Source organism: Flavonifractor sp. An4 (assembly GCF_002161755.1).
GTDB classification, from domain to species: domain Bacteria; phylum Bacillota; class Clostridia; order Oscillospirales; family Oscillospiraceae; genus Flavonifractor; species Flavonifractor avicola.
Genome location: NZ_NFIL01000041.1, coordinates 1 through 19,034 on the forward strand (window position 1 = coordinate 1; position 19,034 = coordinate 19,034).

15 protein-coding genes and 1 pseudogene are annotated in these 19,034 nt (G+C 60.2%); 15 read left to right on the top strand and 1 reads right to left on the bottom strand.

Annotated features, from left to right (window positions below):
* Positions 1-214 precede the first annotated feature (214 nt).
* From smc to rsfS, 8 genes are read left to right on the top strand one after another with little or no spacing between them, the layout of a single operon-like run.
* A complete protein-coding gene (smc, locus tag B5F94_RS13530; protein WP_087330831.1) occupies positions 215-3,784 on the top strand; it encodes a chromosome segregation protein SMC in 3,570 nt (1,189 codons plus the stop codon).
* 41 nt (positions 3,785-3,825) lie between these two features.
* On the top strand, positions 3,826-4,725 hold the full coding sequence (gene ftsY / locus B5F94_RS13535) for a signal recognition particle-docking protein FtsY (protein ID WP_087330833.1): 900 nt from the start codon (positions 3,826-3,828) through the stop codon (positions 4,723-4,725).
* 14 nt (positions 4,726-4,739) lie between these two features.
* Entirely contained in the window at positions 4,740-5,441 is a 702-nt protein-coding gene (gene rph / locus B5F94_RS13540; RefSeq protein ID WP_087330835.1) for a ribonuclease PH, read from the top strand.
* A 3-nt stretch (positions 5,442-5,444) separates the two neighbouring features.
* Positions 5,445-6,044: an XTP/dITP diphosphatase gene (locus B5F94_RS13545; protein WP_087330837.1), complete on the top strand. Its 600-nt coding sequence runs from the start codon at positions 5,445-5,447 to the stop codon at positions 6,042-6,044.
* Positions 6,028-6,351, top strand: a complete 324-nt coding sequence (gene yhbY / locus B5F94_RS13550; RefSeq protein ID WP_087330839.1) for a ribosome assembly RNA-binding protein YhbY — start codon at positions 6,028-6,030, stop codon at positions 6,349-6,351. The genes B5F94_RS13545 and yhbY overlap by 17 nt, the downstream gene beginning before the upstream one ends.
* 19 nt (positions 6,352-6,370) lie before the next feature.
* Positions 6,371-7,579, top strand: a complete 1,209-nt coding sequence (gene yqeK, locus B5F94_RS13555; RefSeq protein WP_087330841.1) for a bis(5'-nucleosyl)-tetraphosphatase (symmetrical) YqeK — start codon at positions 6,371-6,373, stop codon at positions 7,577-7,579.
* A gap of 1 nt (position 7,580) precedes the next feature.
* Entirely contained in the window at positions 7,581-9,107 is a 1,527-nt protein-coding gene (locus B5F94_RS13560) for an LCP family protein (RefSeq protein WP_087330843.1), read from the top strand.
* Between the two features lie 12 nt (positions 9,108-9,119).
* Positions 9,120-9,482: a ribosome silencing factor gene (gene rsfS / locus B5F94_RS13565; RefSeq protein WP_087187683.1), complete on the top strand. Its 363-nt coding sequence runs from the start codon at positions 9,120-9,122 to the stop codon at positions 9,480-9,482.
* Positions 9,483-9,522: 40 nt separating this feature from the next.
* On the opposite strand, the gene B5F94_RS13570 is transcribed toward rsfS, so the two are convergent.
* Positions 9,523-10,689 (bottom strand): tRNA(Met) cytidine acetate ligase, encoded by a 1,167-nt coding sequence (locus B5F94_RS13570; RefSeq protein ID WP_087330845.1) that lies wholly within the window; start codon positions 10,687-10,689, stop codon positions 9,523-9,525.
* Positions 10,690-10,860: 171 nt separating this feature from the next.
* Between B5F94_RS13570 and B5F94_RS13575 the strand changes: the two genes are divergently transcribed.
* From B5F94_RS13575 to B5F94_RS13605, 7 genes and pseudogenes are all read left to right on the top strand, one after another.
* Positions 10,861-12,057 (top strand): acetate/propionate family kinase, encoded by a 1,197-nt coding sequence (locus B5F94_RS13575; protein ID WP_087330847.1) that lies wholly within the window; start codon positions 10,861-10,863, stop codon positions 12,055-12,057.
* 274 nt (positions 12,058-12,331) lie between these two features.
* Complete coding sequence (locus tag B5F94_RS13580) at positions 12,332-12,958, top strand: TetR/AcrR family transcriptional regulator (protein WP_087330849.1); 627 nt, start codon at positions 12,332-12,334, stop codon at positions 12,956-12,958.
* 15 nt (positions 12,959-12,973) lie between these two features.
* Entirely contained in the window at positions 12,974-14,638 is a 1,665-nt protein-coding gene (locus B5F94_RS13585; protein ID WP_087330851.1) for an HlyD family efflux transporter periplasmic adaptor subunit, read from the top strand.
* A gap of 3 nt (positions 14,639-14,641) precedes the next feature.
* The gene (locus B5F94_RS13590) at positions 14,642-15,397 is read left to right on the top strand and encodes an ABC transporter ATP-binding protein (protein WP_087187688.1); all 756 of its coding nucleotides are present in this window, start codon (positions 14,642-14,644) and stop codon (positions 15,395-15,397) included.
* Positions 15,394-16,626: an ABC transporter permease gene (locus B5F94_RS13595; RefSeq protein WP_087330853.1), complete on the top strand. Its 1,233-nt coding sequence runs from the start codon at positions 15,394-15,396 to the stop codon at positions 16,624-16,626. The genes B5F94_RS13590 and B5F94_RS13595 overlap by 4 nt, the downstream gene beginning before the upstream one ends.
* 88 nt (positions 16,627-16,714) lie before the next feature.
* The gene (locus tag B5F94_RS13600; RefSeq protein ID WP_087330855.1) at positions 16,715-18,604 is read left to right on the top strand and encodes an S-layer homology domain-containing protein; all 1,890 of its coding nucleotides are present in this window, start codon (positions 16,715-16,717) and stop codon (positions 18,602-18,604) included.
* Between the two features lie 144 nt (positions 18,605-18,748).
* Positions 18,749-19,034 (top strand): annotated as a pseudogene (locus B5F94_RS13605) (M23 family peptidase); the annotation flags it as partial.

The window sequence follows — 19,034 nt, forward strand, 5'->3', positions numbered from 1 at the left end:
CATGAAGGATATGGCCCCCTCTCGTCAAGTTGTTGTCTGCAACTCCAACTATAACCGATGAGGCCTTATCCTTCATCCTTTTTTATCCTTCTGTCCAATATCTATTGTAGTCCTACACCTGTTTTATGTGTTTCGGGGGCAAAAGGATTTGCAATAGCCTTCATTCCTTGATATAATACTTTATTCAGAAGTATATGTGTTGCGAGGTGCCGCCTTGTATTTAAAAGCGCTGGAGATCCAGGGATTCAAATCATTCCCGGATAAAACGGTTCTCTCCTTCGGGGAGGACATCACCGCTATCGTTGGTCCCAACGGCAGCGGAAAATCGAATATCTCCGACGCCATCCGCTGGGTCATGGGGGAGCAGTCCACCAAGGCCCTCCGGGGCGGTAAGATGGAGGATGTGATCTTCGGCGGTACCGCCCTGCGCAAGCAGCAGGGCTTTGCCGAGGTGTCCCTGGTGCTGGACAATACCGACCATATCTTCCCGCTGGAGGAGAGCGAGGTCATGGTCACCCGCCGGTACTACCGCTCTGGCGAGAGTGAGTACTACATCAACCGCCGTTCCGTCCGCCTGAAGGACGTGAACGAGCTGTTCATGGACACCGGCCTGGGCCGGGAGGGCTATTCCATCATCGGTCAGGGCCGTATCGACGAGATCCTGTCGGTGAAGAGCGGCGACCGCCGGGAGATCTTTGAGGAGGCCGCCGGTATCTCCAGGTTCCGCCACCGGAAGGAGGAGGCCGAGCGCAAGCTGGAGCGCACTCAGGAGAATCTGGTACGCATCACCGACAAGATCGATGAGCTGGAGCTCCAGGTGGAGCCCCTGCGCCAGCAGAGCGAAAAGGCCAAAAAATTCCTCATCCTGCGGGACGAGCTGCGGGGGCTGGAGATCTCCCTGTGGCTGGATCAGCTGGAGAAGATTCGCTCCGGGTCCCGCAAGACCCTGTCCGACTACGAGAATGCCCTCTGCCAGAAAGGGGAGGTCCAGCAGCAGGTGGAGGATCTGTACGCCGCCGCTGAGGCATTCTCCGCTCAGATGCGGGACAAGGACGTGGAGACCGAAGGCATCCGCTTCCAAATGATGCAGCGGGAGGCCGACGCCAACAGCCTGGAAAACGCCATCGCCGTTCTCAAAACCAACATTCAGAACAACCTGGAGAACCGGGATCGTATCCAGCGAGAGCTGGAGCAGCAGGAGGGCCGGGCCGACTCCATCGCCGCTCAGATCGGGGAGCGTAAGACCCGGTTGGAGGAGCTGGAAGGCCAGACTGCCGGACTGCGTCAGCAGTTGACAGACCGCCAGAATGAGGCTGCCTCCGCCAGCCGCTCTGCCGGGGCCATTGCCCAGGAGCTGGAGGATCTGCGCCGGAAGGAGGCGGTGGAGAACGCCTCCGCCGCCGACGCAAAGGCCCTCATCTCCGCCCTGGCCGCTGCCGCCCAGGAGGTGCTGGACCGGGACGAGGCCATGCGTCAGGAGCTGGCCGCCGGTGAGGATCGACTGCAGGAGGCGGAGGAGACCCGCCGTCAGGCCGCTCAGGAGCTGGACCAGGCCAGAGAGGACAAGGACAGCTTACAGAACATCATCAGCGGTTACGCCCTGCGGCTGGAGACCCGGCAGCGGAAGGCCAGGGAGGCGGAGGAGCGCCACGTCAAACTCCAGATGGAGGACAACGCCCTGAACTCCCGCATCCATATGCTCTCCGAGATGGAAAAGATGTATGAGGGCTACTCCAAAGCGGTAAAGCTGGTGATGGGGGAGGCCAAGAAGGGCCAGCTTCGGGGGATCCACGGCCCGGTGGCCGGGCTCATCCACGTGCCCGACGCCTGCACCGTGGCCATCGAGATCGCCCTGGGGGGCGCTATGCAGCATATCGTGGTGGAGCGGGAGGAGGACGGCAAAGCCGCCATCCAGTACCTGAAACGCCGGGACGGCGGTCGGAGCACCTTCCTGCCCCTGACCTCCATGCGGCCTTCCGACTTCCGGGATCAGGGTGTGCGCGGGGAGCCCGGCTTTGTAGGCCTGGGCAACGAGCTGATCCAGTTTGACCCCCGGTATGAGAAGATCTTTTCCAACCTGCTGGGCCGCACCGTGGTGGCCGAGGATATGGACAAGGCCATCGCTATGGCCCGGAAATACAACTATCGCTTCAAAATTGTTACCCTGGACGGCCAGGTGCTCAACCCCGGCGGCTCCATGACCGGCGGCTCGGCGTCCCGCAGCGCGGGCATCCTGAGCCGGGCCAACGAGTTGGAGCGGCTGGCGCAGCAGCGCACTGGCGTAGCCCAGCAGTTGGCCGACGCGGCCCGCGCCATGGAGGAGGCTAAGCGGGAGGCCACCGCTGCTGCCTACGAGATGGAGACTGCCCAAGCCCAGCAGCGCCGCCATGAGGACGACATCCTCAAGCTGGAGGAGCGCCTGGGCCATCTGGATACCCAGCTGGCCGATCTGAAGAAGCAGCGGGCCGACCAGAAGAATGAGCTGGAACAGCTCCAGACCCGTTCCGCCCAGATCGAGGCGGATACCCGTGCCGCCCGTGCCCGGGTGGAGTCCCTGGAGGGGGCTGCCGCCGCCCTGCGGGCCGAGGCAGAGGGCAAGGCCAGAGGCCAGAGCGAAGCCCAGGAGAAGGCCACGGCTCTGGGGGAGGCCATTGCCGAACTGAATATGCGCCTGGCCGCCCTGGAGGCGGAAGCCCAGGCCGCCCGGAAGTCCATGACCGAACTGGAGGAACTGCGCCGGGATCTGACCGGCGACAAGGCCGAGCGGGAAAAGATGCTCTCCCAGTTCCAGGAGAAGAACGCCGATCTGGAGCAGGAGATCGCGGAGAAGGAGCGGCAGCTCCAGACCATCCGACAGGAGAACCAGGATCGTCAGGCCGCCATCAGCCGCATCAACGACGAGAAGCTGGCCCTGGAGGCCCAGCGCAACCAGGCGGACAAGGACGCCCGGGACAAGAACAGCGCCCTGCTCAATCTGGAGCGGGAGGTGTCGGTGCTGGAGCAAAAGAAGGCTGCCGCTGCCATGGAGGAGAAGAACCTGCTGGACAAGCTGTGGGAGACCTACGAACTGTCCCACCAGGCGGCCATGGCCCAGCGGGTGGAGCTGGAGAGCGTCCCCAAGGCCCAGCGCCGGGTGGGCGAGCTGAAAAAATCCATCTCTGCTTTGGGCAACATCAACCTGGACGCCATCGACGAGTTTCAGCGCATCAATGAGCGCTATACCTACCTCACCGACCAGCGGGACGACGTGCAGAAGTCCAAGAAAGAGCTGGAGGGCATTATCGCCGATATCACCGAGGAGATGCGTGCCATCTTCGGCAAGCAGTTTGCTATTCTCAACGAGTCCTTCCAGAAGACCTTTACCGAGCTCTTCGGAGGAGGTAAGGCCACCCTGGAGCTGGAGGACCCGGAGGATATCCTGAACTGCGGCATTGAGATCAGGGTGCAGCCCCCGGGCAAGGCACTGAAGGTGCTCTCCCTGCTGTCAGGCGGCGAGAAGGCCTTCGTGGCCATTGCCCTCTACTTTGCCATTCTGAAAGTGCGGCCCACCCCCTTCGTGGTGATGGATGAGATCGAGGCCGCTCTGGACGATGCCAACGTGGTGCGCTTTGCTCACTATATGCGCCAGATGGCGGACAAGACCCAGTTTATCGTCATCACCCACCGCCGCGGTACCATGGAGGAAGCGGATGTGCTCTACGGCGTCACCATGCAGGAGCAGGGTGTCAGCCGGATGTTGACTATCAATCTCAATGATGTGGAAAAAGAGCTGCATATCAAGTAAGTCGGCAGCTTTATCAACAACCGAAAGGAACCAAAATCAATATGGGCTTTTTTGCGAAGATTAAGGCGGGTTTGACCCGCACCAAGGAGAACATCGGCCACTCCATCGACCAGCTGTTTGCCGGTGAGCTCAACGACGACTTCTACGACGAGTTGGAGGAAACCCTGATCCTGGGCGACATGGGCGTGGACACCACCCTGAAGGCGGTGGAGACCCTGCGCCGCCGGGTGAAGGAGGAGAAGATCAAGGACATGGATTCCGCCCGAGCCTGCCTGCGGCGGGTGCTCACCGAGATGCTTCAGGTGGGTGAGCCGGAGCTCCACCTTACCACCACCCCCTCGGTGGCTCTATTCATCGGTGTGAACGGCGTGGGTAAGACCACCACCATCGGCAAGCTGTCCGCCAAGATGAAGGGGGAGGGCAAGCGGGTGCTGATGGCTGCCGCGGATACCTTCCGGGCTGCCGCCGCGGATCAGCTGGAGATCTGGAGCCAGCGCTCCGGCGTGGAGATCGTCCGCCAGCACGAGGGGGCTGATCCCGCCGCCGTGGTGTTTGACGCCCTCACCGCCGCCAAGGCCAGAGGTACCGATGTGATCCTCATCGATACCGCCGGGCGGCTGCACAACAAGCAGAACCTGATGAATGAGCTGAACAAGATCTCCCGGGTGGTGGACCGGGAGCTGCCCGGCTGCGACCGGGAGACCCTGCTGGTGCTGGACGCCACCACCGGTCAGAACGGCCTGATCCAGGCCAAGCAGTTCAAGGAGGCCGCCGGCATTACCGGCATCGTCCTCACCAAGCTGGACGGCTCCGCCAAGGGCGGCATCGTCATTGCCATCGCCCAGGAGCTCCAGGTGCCGGTGAAGTATATCGGCGTGGGCGAGAGTATCGACGACCTTATGCCCTTTGAAGCGGAGGCCTTTGTGGAAGCGCTGATTTAATGGAGGTTATAACAATGGCCAGAATTGACGGACGGGCGGCGGACCAGCTGCGGCCTGTAGAGATCATTCCTAACTTCAACAAATTTGCTGAGGGTTCCTGCCTCATCCGCTGCGGCAACACTCAGGTGCTGTGCTGCGCCAGCGTGGAGGAGCGCACCCCGCCCCACGTTCCCGAGGGGGAGGGCTGGGTCACCGCCGAGTACTCCATGCTGCCCCGGGCCAACCGGGAGCGCTCCAAGCGGGACATTGCCAAGCTGAAGCTGTCTCCCCGCTCCGCGGAGATCCAGCGGCTGGTGGGCCGGTCCCTCCGGGCCTGCGTGGATATGAAAAAGCTGGGTGAGCGCACCGTGACCATCGACTGCGATGTGCTCCAGGGAGACGGCGGCACCCGTACTGCCAGCGTCACCGGCGGCTATGTGGCCCTGGCCCTGGCCCTGAAGAAGGTAGGGGTTGCCGATGCTCTGGTGGATCAGGTGGCGGCGGTGTCTGCCGGCATTGTGGACGATCAGCTGCTGCTGGACCTATGCTATGAGGAGGATTCCTCCGCTCAGGTGGACCTGAACTGTATCATGACCGGGGACGGCAAGCTGGTGGAGCTCCAGGGCACCGGCGAGGGCCGGGCCTTTACCGTGGAGGAGCAGCGGGCTCTGGTGGACCTATGTGCCAAGGGCATCGCCCAGCTCCAGACCATCCAGAAAAACGTACTGGAGGGCTGAGACATGAAAATGGTATTGGCCAGCAAGAACGCCCACAAGCTGGTGGAAATGAAGGCCATCCTCTCCCAGCTGGGGGTGGACGTGGTGCTGGAGTCCGAAGTGGGCGTGGATGTGGACGTGGAGGAGACGGGCACTACCTTTGAGGAGAATGCCTATCTGAAGGCCCATGCGGTATGTGAGGCCTCCGGTCTGCCCGCCATTGCCGACGATTCCGGTCTGTGTGTGGACGCCCTCAACGGCGCCCCCGGCGTATACTCCGCCCGCTACGGCGGTCCCGAGCTGGACGACGTAGGCCGGTATAAGCTGCTGCTGGAGAACCTGCGGGGCCAGCTGGACCGGCGGGGCAAATTTGTCTCCTGCATCTGCTGTTGCTTCCCCAACGGGGACAAGGTGGAGGCCAGAGGAGAGTGCCCCGGCACCATCGCCTACGCCCCCAAGGGCGAGGGTGGCTTCGGCTACGACCCGGTGTTCTTTATCCCGGGGCTGAAAAAGACCTTTGCGGAACTGACTGCCGAGGAGAAGAACGCCATTTCCCATCGGGGAAATGCGCTGAACAAATTTAAAACAGAATTGGAGAACTATCTGAATGGAACTGACCAGTAAACAGCGGGCCCAGCTGCGGGGCCTGGCAAACAACATCGACACCATCCTCCATGTAGGCAAGGACGGCATCGGAGAAAACCTGGTGAAGCAGGCCGATGATGCCCTGGAGGCCCGGGAGCTCATCAAGGGCAAGGTCCTGGAGAACTGTATGCTCACCAGCCGGGAGGCGGCGGAAGAACTGGCTGCGGCCACCCGTAGTGACGTGGTGCAGGTGATCGGAACAAAATTTGTTCTGTATCGTCCGACCCACAAAAAGGATAAGAAAGACAAGATCATTCTGGTATCGGATAAAAAGCGGAAAGCATAATAAACGAGGGGGCATGGTCATGAAGCTGGGCATCTATGGCGGGACCTTCAATCCACCCCATTTGGGGCATCTGACCTCGGCTCAGGCGGCGATGGACGTTCTGGAGCTGGACCGTTTGCAGTTTGTCCCGGCGGCGTTGCCGCCCCACAAGGAACTGCCTGAGGGCAGTCCCGGACCCCGGGAGCGGCTGGCTATGGTGGAGCTGGCGGCAGACAGTCTGCTGCTGCCCGATCGGATTGGGGTCAATGCTCTGGAGCTCTCCCGACCTGGGAAAAGCTACACTGCGGATACGCTGGAGCAGATCCACGCCCAGTATCCCAACGCGGAGTTGTGGCTGATGATGGGTACCGATATGTTTCTTACCCTGCAAAACTGGTGGGAGCCCCAACGGATTACCCGCTTGGCGGGGATATGTACCTTTGCCCGTACCCAGAGCGACAGCGGCGAGGCCCTGAACATCCAGGCAGAGTATCTGCAAAAAACCTTCGGGGCCAAGACCTGTGTGCTCCAGCTGCCCCATATTGTAGATGTATCCTCCACCCAGCTGCGGGAGCTGCTGGCCCGGGGAGAGGGACAGGAGTATCTGTCTCCGGCGGTATATGGATATATCATCCGCCACGGCCTGTACGGGGTCCATTTTGACCTGAAGCATCTGCCGGACCGGGAACTGCGGGCCTGCGCCTGCTCCATGATCCGGGCCAAGCGGATTGCCCACATTCGGGGCACCGAAGAAGAGGCGGTGCGTCTGGCCCGCCGCTGGGGCGCCGACGAGGAAAAGGCCCGCCGGGCAGGTATCCTCCATGATATTACAAAATATCTGGAGATGGACGAACAGTTGCAATTATGCCATAAATATGGTATCGTACTGGATGATTTGGAACAGCGTGCTGTTAAGCTGCTCCATTCCAAAACCGGGGCGTGTGTGGCCCGGGATGTGTATGGAGTGAGTGACGATATTTACAATGCGATTTTCTGGCACACCACCGGCAAAGCGGATATGACGCTGCTGGAGAAGATTCTGTACATCGCCGACTACATGGAACCCAACCGGGACTTCCCGGGCGTGGAGAAGCTGCGGAAGCTGGCTTATGAGGATCTGGACCAGGCAGTGCTGCTGGGCTGTGAGATGAGCATTCAGGAGATGAAGGACCGGGGCCTGCCGGTCCACAGCAACACGCTGCAGGCCAGGGATTGGCTGAGGAGCAAATCCAGCAGAAAGGAACCTTGAGATGAACCCGGAAGAGAAAAAGAACAGCCGCGGCGGCGCCCGGCTCGCGAAAGAGCAAAAGCCGCCCAAAGCCCCCAAGCAGAAAAAACCAAAGCCCCAGCGCACGCCCAGGGAAAAGATCCTGCGCATCTTGTTTATCATCTTTACAGTGATCGCAGCCCTGATCGTGATCCTGTTTGTGGCCTATAAGCTGCTGGTGGTCAAGCCGGAGATTCCCAATGTAGCGCCCCCCGATGCGGAGGAATCTGCCGGAATGGAGATGACGGGACCGAAACTGTCCGGCGACCGGAAAGAGGAGTTCTACACCTTCCTGGTGGTGGGACGGGATACCGGCGGCGGCGGCAACACCGACACCATTATGGTCATGTCCTACGACATTCCCAATCAGCAGCTCAATGTGCTGAATATTCCCCGTGATACTATGGTCAATGTGCCCTGGGACGTGAAGAAGATCAATTCCGTCTACAACTGGGCTTCCAACTACGACAGGGATGGCATCGATTATCTGAAGGAGGAGATCTCCTACCTTATTGGTTTCCAGCCTGACTTCACCATGGTGGTGGAATGGGAGGCTGTGGGTGAGCTGGTGGATGCTATCGGGCCTGTGTGGTTTGACGTACCCTACGACATGAATTATGATGATGGTACCCAGGACCTCTACATCCATCTGGAGGCCGGCTACCAGGAGATCGACGGCGACGAGGCCATGCAGCTGCTGCGCTGGCGGAAAAACAACAAGATTGAAAACGGCAAGCTGATCGTCTACGGCGGTTATCCCTCCGGCGATCTGGGCCGTATCCAGACCCAGCAGGATTTCCTGAAGGCGGTCATTGAGACCTGTCTTCAAAACCTGACGATTGACAAGATCCCTGCTCTGGCTCAGATTTTCTTCGATAATGTGGATACCCGCGGCACCCTTACTGTGAATAACCTGGCCTGGTTTGCCCAGGAGGCCATTCTGGGTGGGCTGAGCATGGAGAACGTCAACTTTATGACCCTGCCCTGCGAGGGCGTCTACGTCTATAGCCGGACGGTGGGCAACAAGCAGTCCTATGTGACCCCCATCCAGGATCAGACCCTGGAAATGATCAACACCTATTTCAACCCCTATCTGGAGGACATCCGGTTGGATCAGCTGGATCTGATGAGCGTCAATGACGACGGGTCTCTGTCCTCCACCAGCGGCCATGTGGAGGACACCTATGCGGCCAAGCCTCAGGGCGGCAGCTCCAGCAGTTTGTCCGGTTCTTCCAGTTCGAACAGTTCCAGCGGCTCGGGCAGCTCCAACACAACGACCAAGCCCAGCAGCACGCCCAAGCCGGAAGTGACTTCCACGCCCAGGCCCAGTAACAGTCCGGCAGCCAGTGCGCAGCCCTCCGCGACCCCGGCTTCCACACCCAGTCCCACGGCCAGTGCGCAGCCCTCTGCGACCCCGGCGCCTACCCCAACTCCGGCCCCTACGCCGGCAGCCACACCCGCTCCTGAATCGACACCGGAGATTGGTCCGGGCATGGAGCCTGTGGAGTAAAGGAGAGATTTTATGTTAACACCTAAGGAAATTGCCCTGCTGGCCGCCAAAGCGCTGGACAGTAAGAAGGGCCTGGATATTAAGGTGCTGGAGACCGGTCATCTGACCACGCTGGCCGACTATTTCGTGCTGTGCTCCGCCACCTCCACCACCCAGATCAAGGCCCTGGCCGACGTCTGTGAGAAGGAACTGAAGGAGGCTGGCGAGCCCCCCCATCATGTGGAGGGCCACCGGGGCGGCATCTGGATCCTGCTGGACTTCTCCTCCGTGGTAGTCCACATCTTCAATGAGGAGGCCAGAGAGTTTTACGATCTGGAGCGCCTGTGGAGCGACGCCACCCCTGTGGACCTGTCCGGTGTGCTCACGGAAAACTAAAGCAGTAAAAAAGTGTCGCGGGATTTCCCGCGACACTTTTTTATTTTATGATGACTGGGCTGGAGGTCCACTCCAAGCCGCAGGGCCTGGGTATAGGGAAGCACAGACCGTACAGGTCGGTGTATCGGACTTCCGCCTCAAAGAGCTGGCGGGCCGGACCGGTCAGATCCCTGGCCTGAGCGGGCTTGGTCAGAATGGGGAGGGGACAGGTTCTTTTCATCTCCTTCAGAAGTGCCTGTCCCCGGCTGTTGAGCCCCAGCACCCGCACATAGGGGGGCAGCGCGGGACGATCCGTGGTCAGCCCCAAAAAGGCGGACAGAGCCAGCCGCCGGAGTCGGGCGTGGGTATAGCGCTTGGTTTTGGCAAGGGAGTAGAATTCATCCAGGGAGAGGGCCTGTCGGGCGGCGCGGACCAGACGTTCCGGCAGGCCTTCTGCCGCGCCGCTGTCGGGGAGGGCGGCCCAGTCTGAGGCGTCCATGGTGCGCAGTTTGGCCAGAATGGCCCGCTCGATATGGGACAGGGAGGATATCGCCCCCATCTGGTCCAGAGCGTTGGGGCGTACCAGCAGGGCGGCTTCCTCTTGCTGTCCGCTCCGCAGTAGTCGCCGGATCTGGGTAGCGGAAGCGAAACCCTCCACCGTCCGGCTGCTGTTATGCTCCGCCCCCCGGCGGGGTACCGTTACTACCTCCATGGAGGCGGACAGATGGCGGAGGGCCCGCAGGTATTCCACCCCCAGGTTGTTGTTTGGGGTGGACAGGCAGGAACAATTTGCAGCCTCCTGCCGGGCGGCGGGAAAGGACAGCCCCTTGCCCAGAGCTGCCCGCAGCCTGGCAGGGAAGTCCGGGGCATCCAGAGCCTCCGCTGCCTGGCGCAGTTCATCAGCGCTGCCGCACTCGCTGCCAAAGGAGAGGGTATCTACCACCCCGGTGGCAGCCAGAATCGACACCGCTCCCCGGGCAAAGGCCTCTGCTGAGGCCATGGCCCAGGGGGTGGGAAGCTCCAGCACCAGATCGGCGCCCCCCTCCAGAGCCAGTCCAGCACGGGTCCATTTGTCCGTAACGGCACAATCCGCCCCCTGTACCCAGTGGCCGCTCATGACGCACACCACCGGCCGGTCCTCCTCCAGCAGGCGGCGGGTCTGGGCGATGTGCCAGGCGTGGCCCAGGTGGAATGGATTGTATTCCGCAACGATGCCTACAGCGGTCATGGCTTTTCCTCCAGAACGAGAGTAAAATTTTTCTCCCTTTCAGTCAAAATGCGGGTTGTTCTTTGTGAAAAAAAGGGATAAAATAAAATCGATATGTTTCTGTTATTGTACTACGGGAACGCCTGGCTCTCAAGCCATAGTTTATCAGCAAATATAAGGAGAGATGGAACCATGAAAGTTCTGGTCATCAACGCTGGCAGCTCTTCCCTCAAGTATCAGCTCATGGACCCCGCCACCCGTGAGGTGCTGGCCAAGGGCCTGTGCGAGCGCATTGGCATCGACGGCCGCCTGACCCACAAGGTCCCCGCCAAGGATGCCAAGTATGAGTTCGAGATCCCCATGCCCACCCATGCCGAGGCCATTCAGGCCGTGCTGGACGCCCTGCTCTCCAGCGAGCACGGCGTGATCAAGAGTGCCTCCGAGATCGACGCTGTGGGTCACCGCGTGGTGCACGGCGGCGAGAAATTCGCTTCCTCCGTGCTTATTACCGATGAGGTCATGGCTGCTCTGGAGGAGTGCATCCCCCTGGCCCCTCTCCACAATCCTGCCAACATCACCGGCATCCGCGCCTGCCAGAAGGTCATGCCCGGCGTGCCCATGGTGGGCGTGTTTGACACCGCCTTCCATCAGACCATGCCCGCCAAGAGCTACATCTATGCTCTGCCCTACGAATACTATGAGAAGGACAAGGTCCGCCGCTACGGCTTCCACGGCACCTCTCACCGCTACGTTTCCGCCCGGGCTGCCGCTATGCTGGGCAAGCCCATTGAGGAGCTGAAGATCATCACCTGCCACCTGGGCAACGGCTCCTCCGTGGCCGCTGTGGACTGCGGCAAGAGCGTGGACACCTCCATGGGCTTCACCCCCCTGGCCGGTCTGCCCATGGGCACCCGCTCCGGCGATCTGGACGCCGGCATCATGGAGTACCTGATGAACAAGTATGGCTACGACATGAAGGAAATGATGACCATCCTGAATAAGAAGTCCGGCGTACTGGGCATTTCAGGTATATCCTCCGACTTCCGCGACGTTGAGAACGCTGCCAACGAGGGCAACCAGCGGGCCGCTCTGGCTCTGGAGGCCTTCCAGTATGGCGTGAAGAAGCTCATCGGCGCCTATGCTGCCGCCATGGGCGGTGTGGACGCCATCGTGTTCACCGCCGGCGTGGGCGAGAACGATGCCAACACCCGTATGGCCGCCGCTTCCGGCCTGGAGTTCATGGGCGTGAAGATGGACGCCGAGGCCAACAGGGTCCGCGGAAAGGAGACCGTGATCTCCGCCGCCGACTCCAAGGTGAAGGTGCTGCTCATCCCCACCGACGAGGAGCTCATGATCGCCATGGATACCGCCGCCATCGTGGGCAAGTAAGGGAAATAGAATATCCTTTCCTTTCAAAGGGGCGCTGCCATACAGCGCCCCTTTTTGCGTCAAAAACGGGAAAACGGCAGGATCGCGTTGCTGCCGCCCCTATTCTTTTAGAAAAATTTCATCTTTTTTTTATGGAAGCTTTGGGAAGGGTCTGCTATCCTGTCTGACGGAATGGTTGGGAACAAATTGTGAATTCTGCGCCCGCCCTGTTGACATATGACAGCTTGTCGGATTAAGATAATACGACAGGTTGTCAGGTCTGGAGGGAAGCACTGTGCCAAGTACGACCTTTTTTCATCTGCCGGCAGAAAAGCGGGAGCGCCTGCTGGCGGCGGCCCAGGCGGAATTTGTCCGGGTGCCCTACGAAGATGCCTCCATCAACCGGATGATCCGGGAGGCAGGTATCCCACGGGGCAGCTTCTATATGTACTTTACCGATAAGGAGGACCTGTTCCGCTATCTGATGGAGTCCTATGGACAGCAGCTGGTGGAGCAGGTGGAGGAATGGCTGGACCGGGACGGCGGCGATTTGTTTCAGGCCTTTCTGGACCTGTTTGACTATCTGCAGGCCAACCGGAACAGCGATGATTTCCGGGAGATGGCGGCCATCCTCCGCCGCAATCAGCGGCTTCAGCCGGGATTGATCCTCAACCGGCAGGGGCCCTGTGCCATTGTGGACCGCCTGCGGGACAAGATTGACCTGTCCCGGCTGGATCTGCGCACCGACACCGATCTGCCTGATCTGTTTCATCTGCTGATCTCCGCGGTAGCGGGGACCATGCTGACGGCAGAGCAGGACGGCGGCGTGGAGCAGGCCAGAGCCAGGCTGATTCGTATTTTGGGGATCTTACAGCGGGGCGTAGCTGCAAAAGAGGCTGTGCCCGGCCGGGGACAGCAATGAAAAGGAGAAACGACCATGGAAGCAACCCAAGTAAAATCGGAAACCACAGCGGCGCCCAAGGAGGATCAGAAAAAACTTCCGGAGTTTAAGGCGCCCAAAAAGAAGCGCAAGTGGGTCAAGCGGGTGATTGCTCTGGTGGTGATCGTGGTGATCATTGCCTTCCTGCTCTCCCGCTGTATGGGTGCGGGCAAGCAGATCATCAGCAGTGCCTATTTGCCCTACACGGCCTCCATGCAGGATATGACGGTGTCCGTGTCGGGTACCGGTACCATTGAACCCATCCAGTCCTACAACGTGACCACTCTGGTCAGCGGCGAGATCCTGGAGGCCCCCTTCGAGGAGGGCCAGACGGTACATAAGGGCGACGTGCTCTTCCGCATCGATGCCAAGGATGTGGAGAACAACATTGAGCAGCTCCAGCTCAATGTCCGCTCGGCTCAGCTGGCCCTGGACGACCTGCTCAAGACCCAGAGCGACAACCAGAAGGACCGGAACATCACCGCCAAGGATGCCGGCATCATCACCGAACTGCACGTGGAGCAGGGGGACACCGTTACGGTGGGTACTGTGATCGCCGACGTGCTGGACCGGGATCACATGAAGCTGAAGGTACCCTTCCATGCGGCGGACGCCGCCGGCTTCTATGTGGGACAGACTGCCACGGTGACTGTGAACGGCACCGGCTCCACCCTGACCGGCACAGTGGCTGAGATCGCTGCCACCGACGAGGTGGGAGCGGGCGGCACTCTGGTGCGCCAGGTAACCATTCAGGTCAACAACCCGGGTGTTCTATCCGAGACCAGCCAGGGTACCGCCTCCATTGGCGGAGCGGCCTGCGCGGCCAGTTCCAACTTTACCTATGCGGCCTCCGCTCAGATCACGGCCAAGGCGTCCGGTGACCTGGATGTGCTTAATGTGAAGGAGGGGGACCGGGTCAGCGTGGGGCAGATCATCGGCGTGATTGCCGAGGCGGATCTGGATACCCAGATCGAAAGCGCCAGAATTGCGCTGGAAAATGCCCAGCTCTCCCTGAAAAACGCCCAGGAGAAGCTGGACGACTATACCATCACCTCCACCATCGACGGTCAGGTCATTGAAAAGAACCTGGATGTGGGGGACAACATCAACGGTATGTCCAGCTCCGGCACCACCGTAACCTATCCCGCCGTGATCTATGACCGCTCCCAGCTCACCTTTGAGATGGATATTGACGAACAGGACATCAGCCAGATCCAGGTGGGCCAGAAGGTGGAGATCACTGCCGATGCTCTGGACGGGCAGAGTTTCACCGGCGTGGTGGATAAAATCAACATCAACGGCACCACCGCCAGCGGACACACCAGCTACCCGGTGACCGTCCTGGTGGACGGCTCCCCGGAGGAGCTGTACCCCGGCATGAATGTCTCCGCCAAGATCATCGTGGAGGAGGTTGGCAACGTGCTGGCTCTGCCGGTGGAGGCCGTGGAGCGGGGGAATACCGTTCTGGTTGCTACCCCTGAGTGCCTGGATGAAAAAGGAAACGTAGTGGACATCACCGCCGCCCAGGAGCGGCAGGTCACCCTGGGCCGCAACGACGACAACTACATCGAGATCGTGGACGGCCTGGAGGAGGGGGAAGTGATTCTGGCCCCCAGCCCTCAGGGGTCCAATATGATGGAAGCTATGATGGGGATGGGTTAAGCCATGGAACACCTCATTGAACTCAAAGACGTCTATAAGATCTACCAGATGGGTGAGGAGACCGTCCACGCTTTGGACGGCATCTCCCTGACGGTGGATCAGGGGGAATTTGTGGCGATTGTGGGCCAGTCGGGCTCCGGCAAGTCTACTGCCATGAATATCATCGGCTGCCTGGATGTGCCCACCTCCGGTACCTATCATTTAAGTGGGGTGGACGTGTCCACCATGGATGACGACCAGCAGGCCGAGATCCGCAACAAGATGCTGGGCTTTATCTTCCAGCAGTATAACCTCATACCCAAGCTCAATGTGCTGGAAAATGTGGAGCTGCCGCTGCTGTATGCCGGTGTGCCCGGCAGCGAGCGCCGGGAGCGGGCCCTTCAGGCTCTGGAACGGGTGGGACTGGCGGACAAGCGGAAGAATCTGCCCAGCCAGCTCTCCGGTGGTCAGCAGCAGCGGGTCTCCATTGCCCGCGCTCTGGCGGGAAATCCGTCGGTGATCCTGGCCGACGAGCCCACCGGCGCTCTGGATTCCCGCACCGGCCGGGAGGTGTTGGGCTTCCTTCAGAAGCTCAACGCCGAGGGAGACACCGTGGTCCTCATCACCCATGACAATTCCATTGCAGTAAGGGCCAAACGCATCGTCCGCCTTCAGGATGGACGAATCATCTATGACGGGGACGCCCACGATCCCAGAGCTGTGGTCCAGCCCGATCTGGAGGAGGAACACGGCGGAGCCAGGGAGGTGCTGAATCTATGAAGATAGGGCAGTCCTTCCGGCTGGCAATCAAGAGCCTGATGACCAGTAAGGTGCGGGCGCTGCTTACCATGCTGGGTATCATCATCGGCGTGGCGGCGGTCATCGTCATTGTTTCCCTGGGCAACGGGATGCAGCAGTACATGAACAGCCAGTTTGAGCAGATCGGCGTCAATATGATCCAGGTGGGGATCTACTCCTACGGCGGAAACCGGGAGGCCACGCCGGAGGACTTCTATGAGTTGGCGGAAAAATATCCTCAGTACATCGATTCGGTGAGTCCCTACCTCAGCGCTACCACCATTGTCCGCCAGGGTGCCCAGGAGTATGAGCGCACCAAGGTCTACGGCGTCAGCGAAACCATGTACAACAGCGAGAAGGGGCAGACAGCTACCGGCGACAAGCTGGAGGAAGGCCGCTTCCTCAGCTATGTGGATGTGGAAAAGAATCAAAAGGTGTGCGTGATTGGCAGCTACCTCAATGAGGATATGTTTGGCGGTCAGGGCCTGGGACAGACCCTGACCATAGGAGGCGTACCCTACACCGTCATCGGCACGCTGGCCCAGAAGGCGGATTCCACTGAGGGCAGCGGAGACGACCAGATCTATCTGCCCTATGGCCTGGTGGAGCAGATCAACGCTACCGGCAGCATGATGGGAATGAGCAGCAACGCCTACCTGGTCACCAGTACCAACAAGGATACCTCCGCCGCCGCCAAGGGTGTCATTGAGAATATGCTCTTTCGCATCTATGGGGACAGCAGTGCCTATCTGGTCATGACCTCGGCGGAAATGATGGACATGATGGACTCCATGCTGGGTGTGCTCATGACCATTCTGGTGGTTATTGCCGCTATTTCCCTGGTGGTGGGCGGCATCGGCATCATGAATATCATGCTGGTATCGGTGACCGAGCGCACCCGGGAGATCGGCATCCGGAAATCTCTGGGGGCCAAGGGCCGGGATATCCGCAGCCAGTTTATCATTGAGGCGGGTACCACCTCCGCCATCGGCGGCGTGATCGGTATCCTGTTTGGTATCCTGCTGGCCAATCTGTTTACCGCGGTGGTGGGAGTGGTGATGAGCGACGCCGAGGGCTTTGCCGCCATTCCCAATCTCAGCGGCATCCTGGTGTCCTTTGGCGTTTCGGTGGGCATCGGCGTCCTGTTCGGTTACCTGCCTGCCAACAAGGCGGCCAAACTCAACCCAATTGATGCGCTGCGGTACGACTGACAGATGGGGATGAACCTCTTGCCTCCTGCCTTCAGGGGGTATATACTTACGGTAACGAAGGCCCGTTTCCGTGGGAAGGAGAAAAAAGATGAAGCATAGACTGTTATCCGGATTGCTAGCCCTGGTTTTGGTATTGGGGCTGGCCCCCGGGGCGCTGGCGGCCCCTCCGGCCGAGGAGGAGGCTGCCCAGGTACTGGCTGCGCTGGACATTATGGTAGGAGATCAAAATGGTGATCTGGCCCTGGACCGTACCATTACCCGGGCGGAATTCACCAAAATGACAGTGGCGGCCTCCACCAGCCGGGATACGGTGGGGGATACGGTGGCTGTCAAGCCCTATCCGGACGTGCCCCAGACCCACTGGGCGGCTCCCTATGTGAAAGCCGCTGTGGACCTGGGCCTGGTTCAGGGCGATCTGTACGGCAACTTCAACCCCGACCAGAAGATCACTCTGGCGGAAGGGGTCACCATGGTACTGCGGCTGCTGGGCTATACTGACAGCGACTTTACCGGCGTTTGGCCCGCAGGCCAGATGGCTCAGTACCGGGCCCTGGATCTGGATGAGGGCGTGACCTGTGGGCAGAGTGAGAATATGACCCGTCGGGACGCTCTGTACCTGTTCTACAATCTGATGGTCACCAAGAACAAATCGGGGGTCTACCACCTGAATGTGCTGGAACCCACCCTGAATCTGGTGAATGCCGCCGGTGAGCTGGACCGGGTGGCTCTCATCAACTCTGCCATGGAGGGGCCGGTGGTGGCCTCCGCCAACTGGCAGGACGCCCTGCCCTTTCATGCTTCCACTGCCACGGTATACCGCAACAGCAAGGCGGCCACACTGGGCAGCATTCAGGAGCAGGATGTGCTCTACTGGTCCAAGTCCATGCGGACGGTGTGGGCTTACTCGGATAAGGCCACCGGTACCCTGGAGGCCCTCAGCCCCTCCGCTTCCGCGCCTACTTCGGTGACGGTGGCGGGCAAGACCTATGCCATCGAGACCACCTCCGCCGCCTATGCGCTGTCCGATCTGGGCAGCTATGCGGTGGGCGATCAGGTCACCCTGCTGCTGGGCCGCAACGGCGGCGTGGCCGCTCTGGGTGAGGCGCCCAGCGAGGGTGCGCTGATTTACGGCGTGATCACCAAGGTGGAAAAGCTACCCTATGACGACGGAAACAACGGTACCTATACCGCCCGCACGGTGACGGTGGCGGCCACTGACGGCAGCAGCTACCGCTATCAGTGCAGTGAAAAGAGCCTGGAGGGGGGGGACCTGGTCCAGGTCATCACCGGCGACAGCCAGGTCCAGGTGAAGCGGCTGAGCACCGCCAAGCTGACCGGCAAGGTCAATTCCGATGGCACCAAGCTGAGCAGCTATGTGCTGGCGGATGATGTGCAGATCATTGATACCTATGAATCCCGCACTCCCATCCGGGTCTATCCCAGCCGCCTGGCGGGGGTGGAGCTGACCGGCAGCATGGTGCGCTACTATGCCCTCAACAGCGCCGGAGAGATCAGCCATCTGATCCTGGACGATGTGACCGGTGATCTGCACCAGTACGGCATCATTACCGATGTGAATGAGGTCAATGTGAGCCTGCCCACCGGCGGTTTCCAGATCTCTTCCGCTTACACTTATGATGTGGGCGGTCAGGAGCTGATGTTTGGCTCCGATTCCAAGATCTACAATCTGAAAACCGGTCCCTGCCAGGTCAAGATGGACAGTGATACCAATGTGGAGCGCCTGTACAACCTGAGTGAGCAGAAGCTGGACAGCGTTAGCGTCGGCGGGAACTTTGCCGTGGGCACTGACCGGCGGCAGTATGCCCTGTCTGAACAGGTGGTGGTCTATGTCTATGAAAACGGCGATTATTTGCCCTCCAGTCTGTCCAAGGTAACAGAGGATGGCTATACCCTTACCGGCTGGTACGACAAGAACGAGAGTGCCGGCGGCCGGATCCGCGTGATCGTGGCCCGGTAAGCCTCAGAAGAAAGGAACCCCGCCCCGCAGAGCATATCTGGCTCTGCGGGGCGGGGTTTATCATTTGAAATGCAGAAATTTCCGCCCGATGTGTATAACCCCTCTCCGGCCTGTCCAAAATAAGGCTCGGAGGTGCTGAAGAGTATGAAAAAATCATTCTACCACCGTTTCAGCGACTTTATCGAGGGAAAGGGATTTTACATCGTCCTGGCTCTCTGTCTTGCGGCCATCGGGCTTTCCGGCTGGTTCCTGTTCTCCTCCCTGACCGGGGAGCAGGAGGAGCAGCCTGTAGGCGGTACAGCCAGCATCACGGTGACCCCTGCCCCTACACCGGCTGCTACTGTAACGCCGGTGAAGCCCACCGTGACCGCAACCCCCAGGCCTACCGCTACGGTTCCCGCCGTGGCCGCCACCCCCTCAGCCACAGTCC

Coding starts and splice junctions, on each gene's coding strand:
- ftsY (WP_087330833.1), top strand. CDS start 3,826: ATGGGCTTTTTTGCGAAGATTAAGGCGGGTTTGACCCGCACCAAGGAG.
- rph (WP_087330835.1), top strand. CDS start 4,740: ATGGCCAGAATTGACGGACGGGCGGCGGACCAGCTGCGGCCTGTAGAG.
- B5F94_RS13545 (WP_087330837.1), top strand. CDS start 5,445: ATGAAAATGGTATTGGCCAGCAAGAACGCCCACAAGCTGGTGGAAATG.
- yhbY (WP_087330839.1), top strand. CDS start 6,028: ATGGAACTGACCAGTAAACAGCGGGCCCAGCTGCGGGGCCTGGCAAAC.
- yqeK (WP_087330841.1), top strand. CDS start 6,371: ATGAAGCTGGGCATCTATGGCGGGACCTTCAATCCACCCCATTTGGGG.
- B5F94_RS13560 (WP_087330843.1), top strand. CDS start 7,581: ATGAACCCGGAAGAGAAAAAGAACAGCCGCGGCGGCGCCCGGCTCGCG.
- rsfS (WP_087187683.1), top strand. CDS start 9,120: ATGTTAACACCTAAGGAAATTGCCCTGCTGGCCGCCAAAGCGCTGGAC.
- B5F94_RS13570 (WP_087330845.1), bottom strand. CDS start 10,689: ATGACCGCTGTAGGCATCGTTGCGGAATACAATCCATTCCACCTGGGC.
- B5F94_RS13575 (WP_087330847.1), top strand. CDS start 10,861: ATGAAAGTTCTGGTCATCAACGCTGGCAGCTCTTCCCTCAAGTATCAG.
- B5F94_RS13585 (WP_087330851.1), top strand. CDS start 12,974: ATGGAAGCAACCCAAGTAAAATCGGAAACCACAGCGGCGCCCAAGGAG.
- B5F94_RS13590 (WP_087187688.1), top strand. CDS start 14,642: ATGGAACACCTCATTGAACTCAAAGACGTCTATAAGATCTACCAGATG.
- B5F94_RS13595 (WP_087330853.1), top strand. CDS start 15,394: ATGAAGATAGGGCAGTCCTTCCGGCTGGCAATCAAGAGCCTGATGACC.
- B5F94_RS13600 (WP_087330855.1), top strand. CDS start 16,715: ATGAAGCATAGACTGTTATCCGGATTGCTAGCCCTGGTTTTGGTATTG.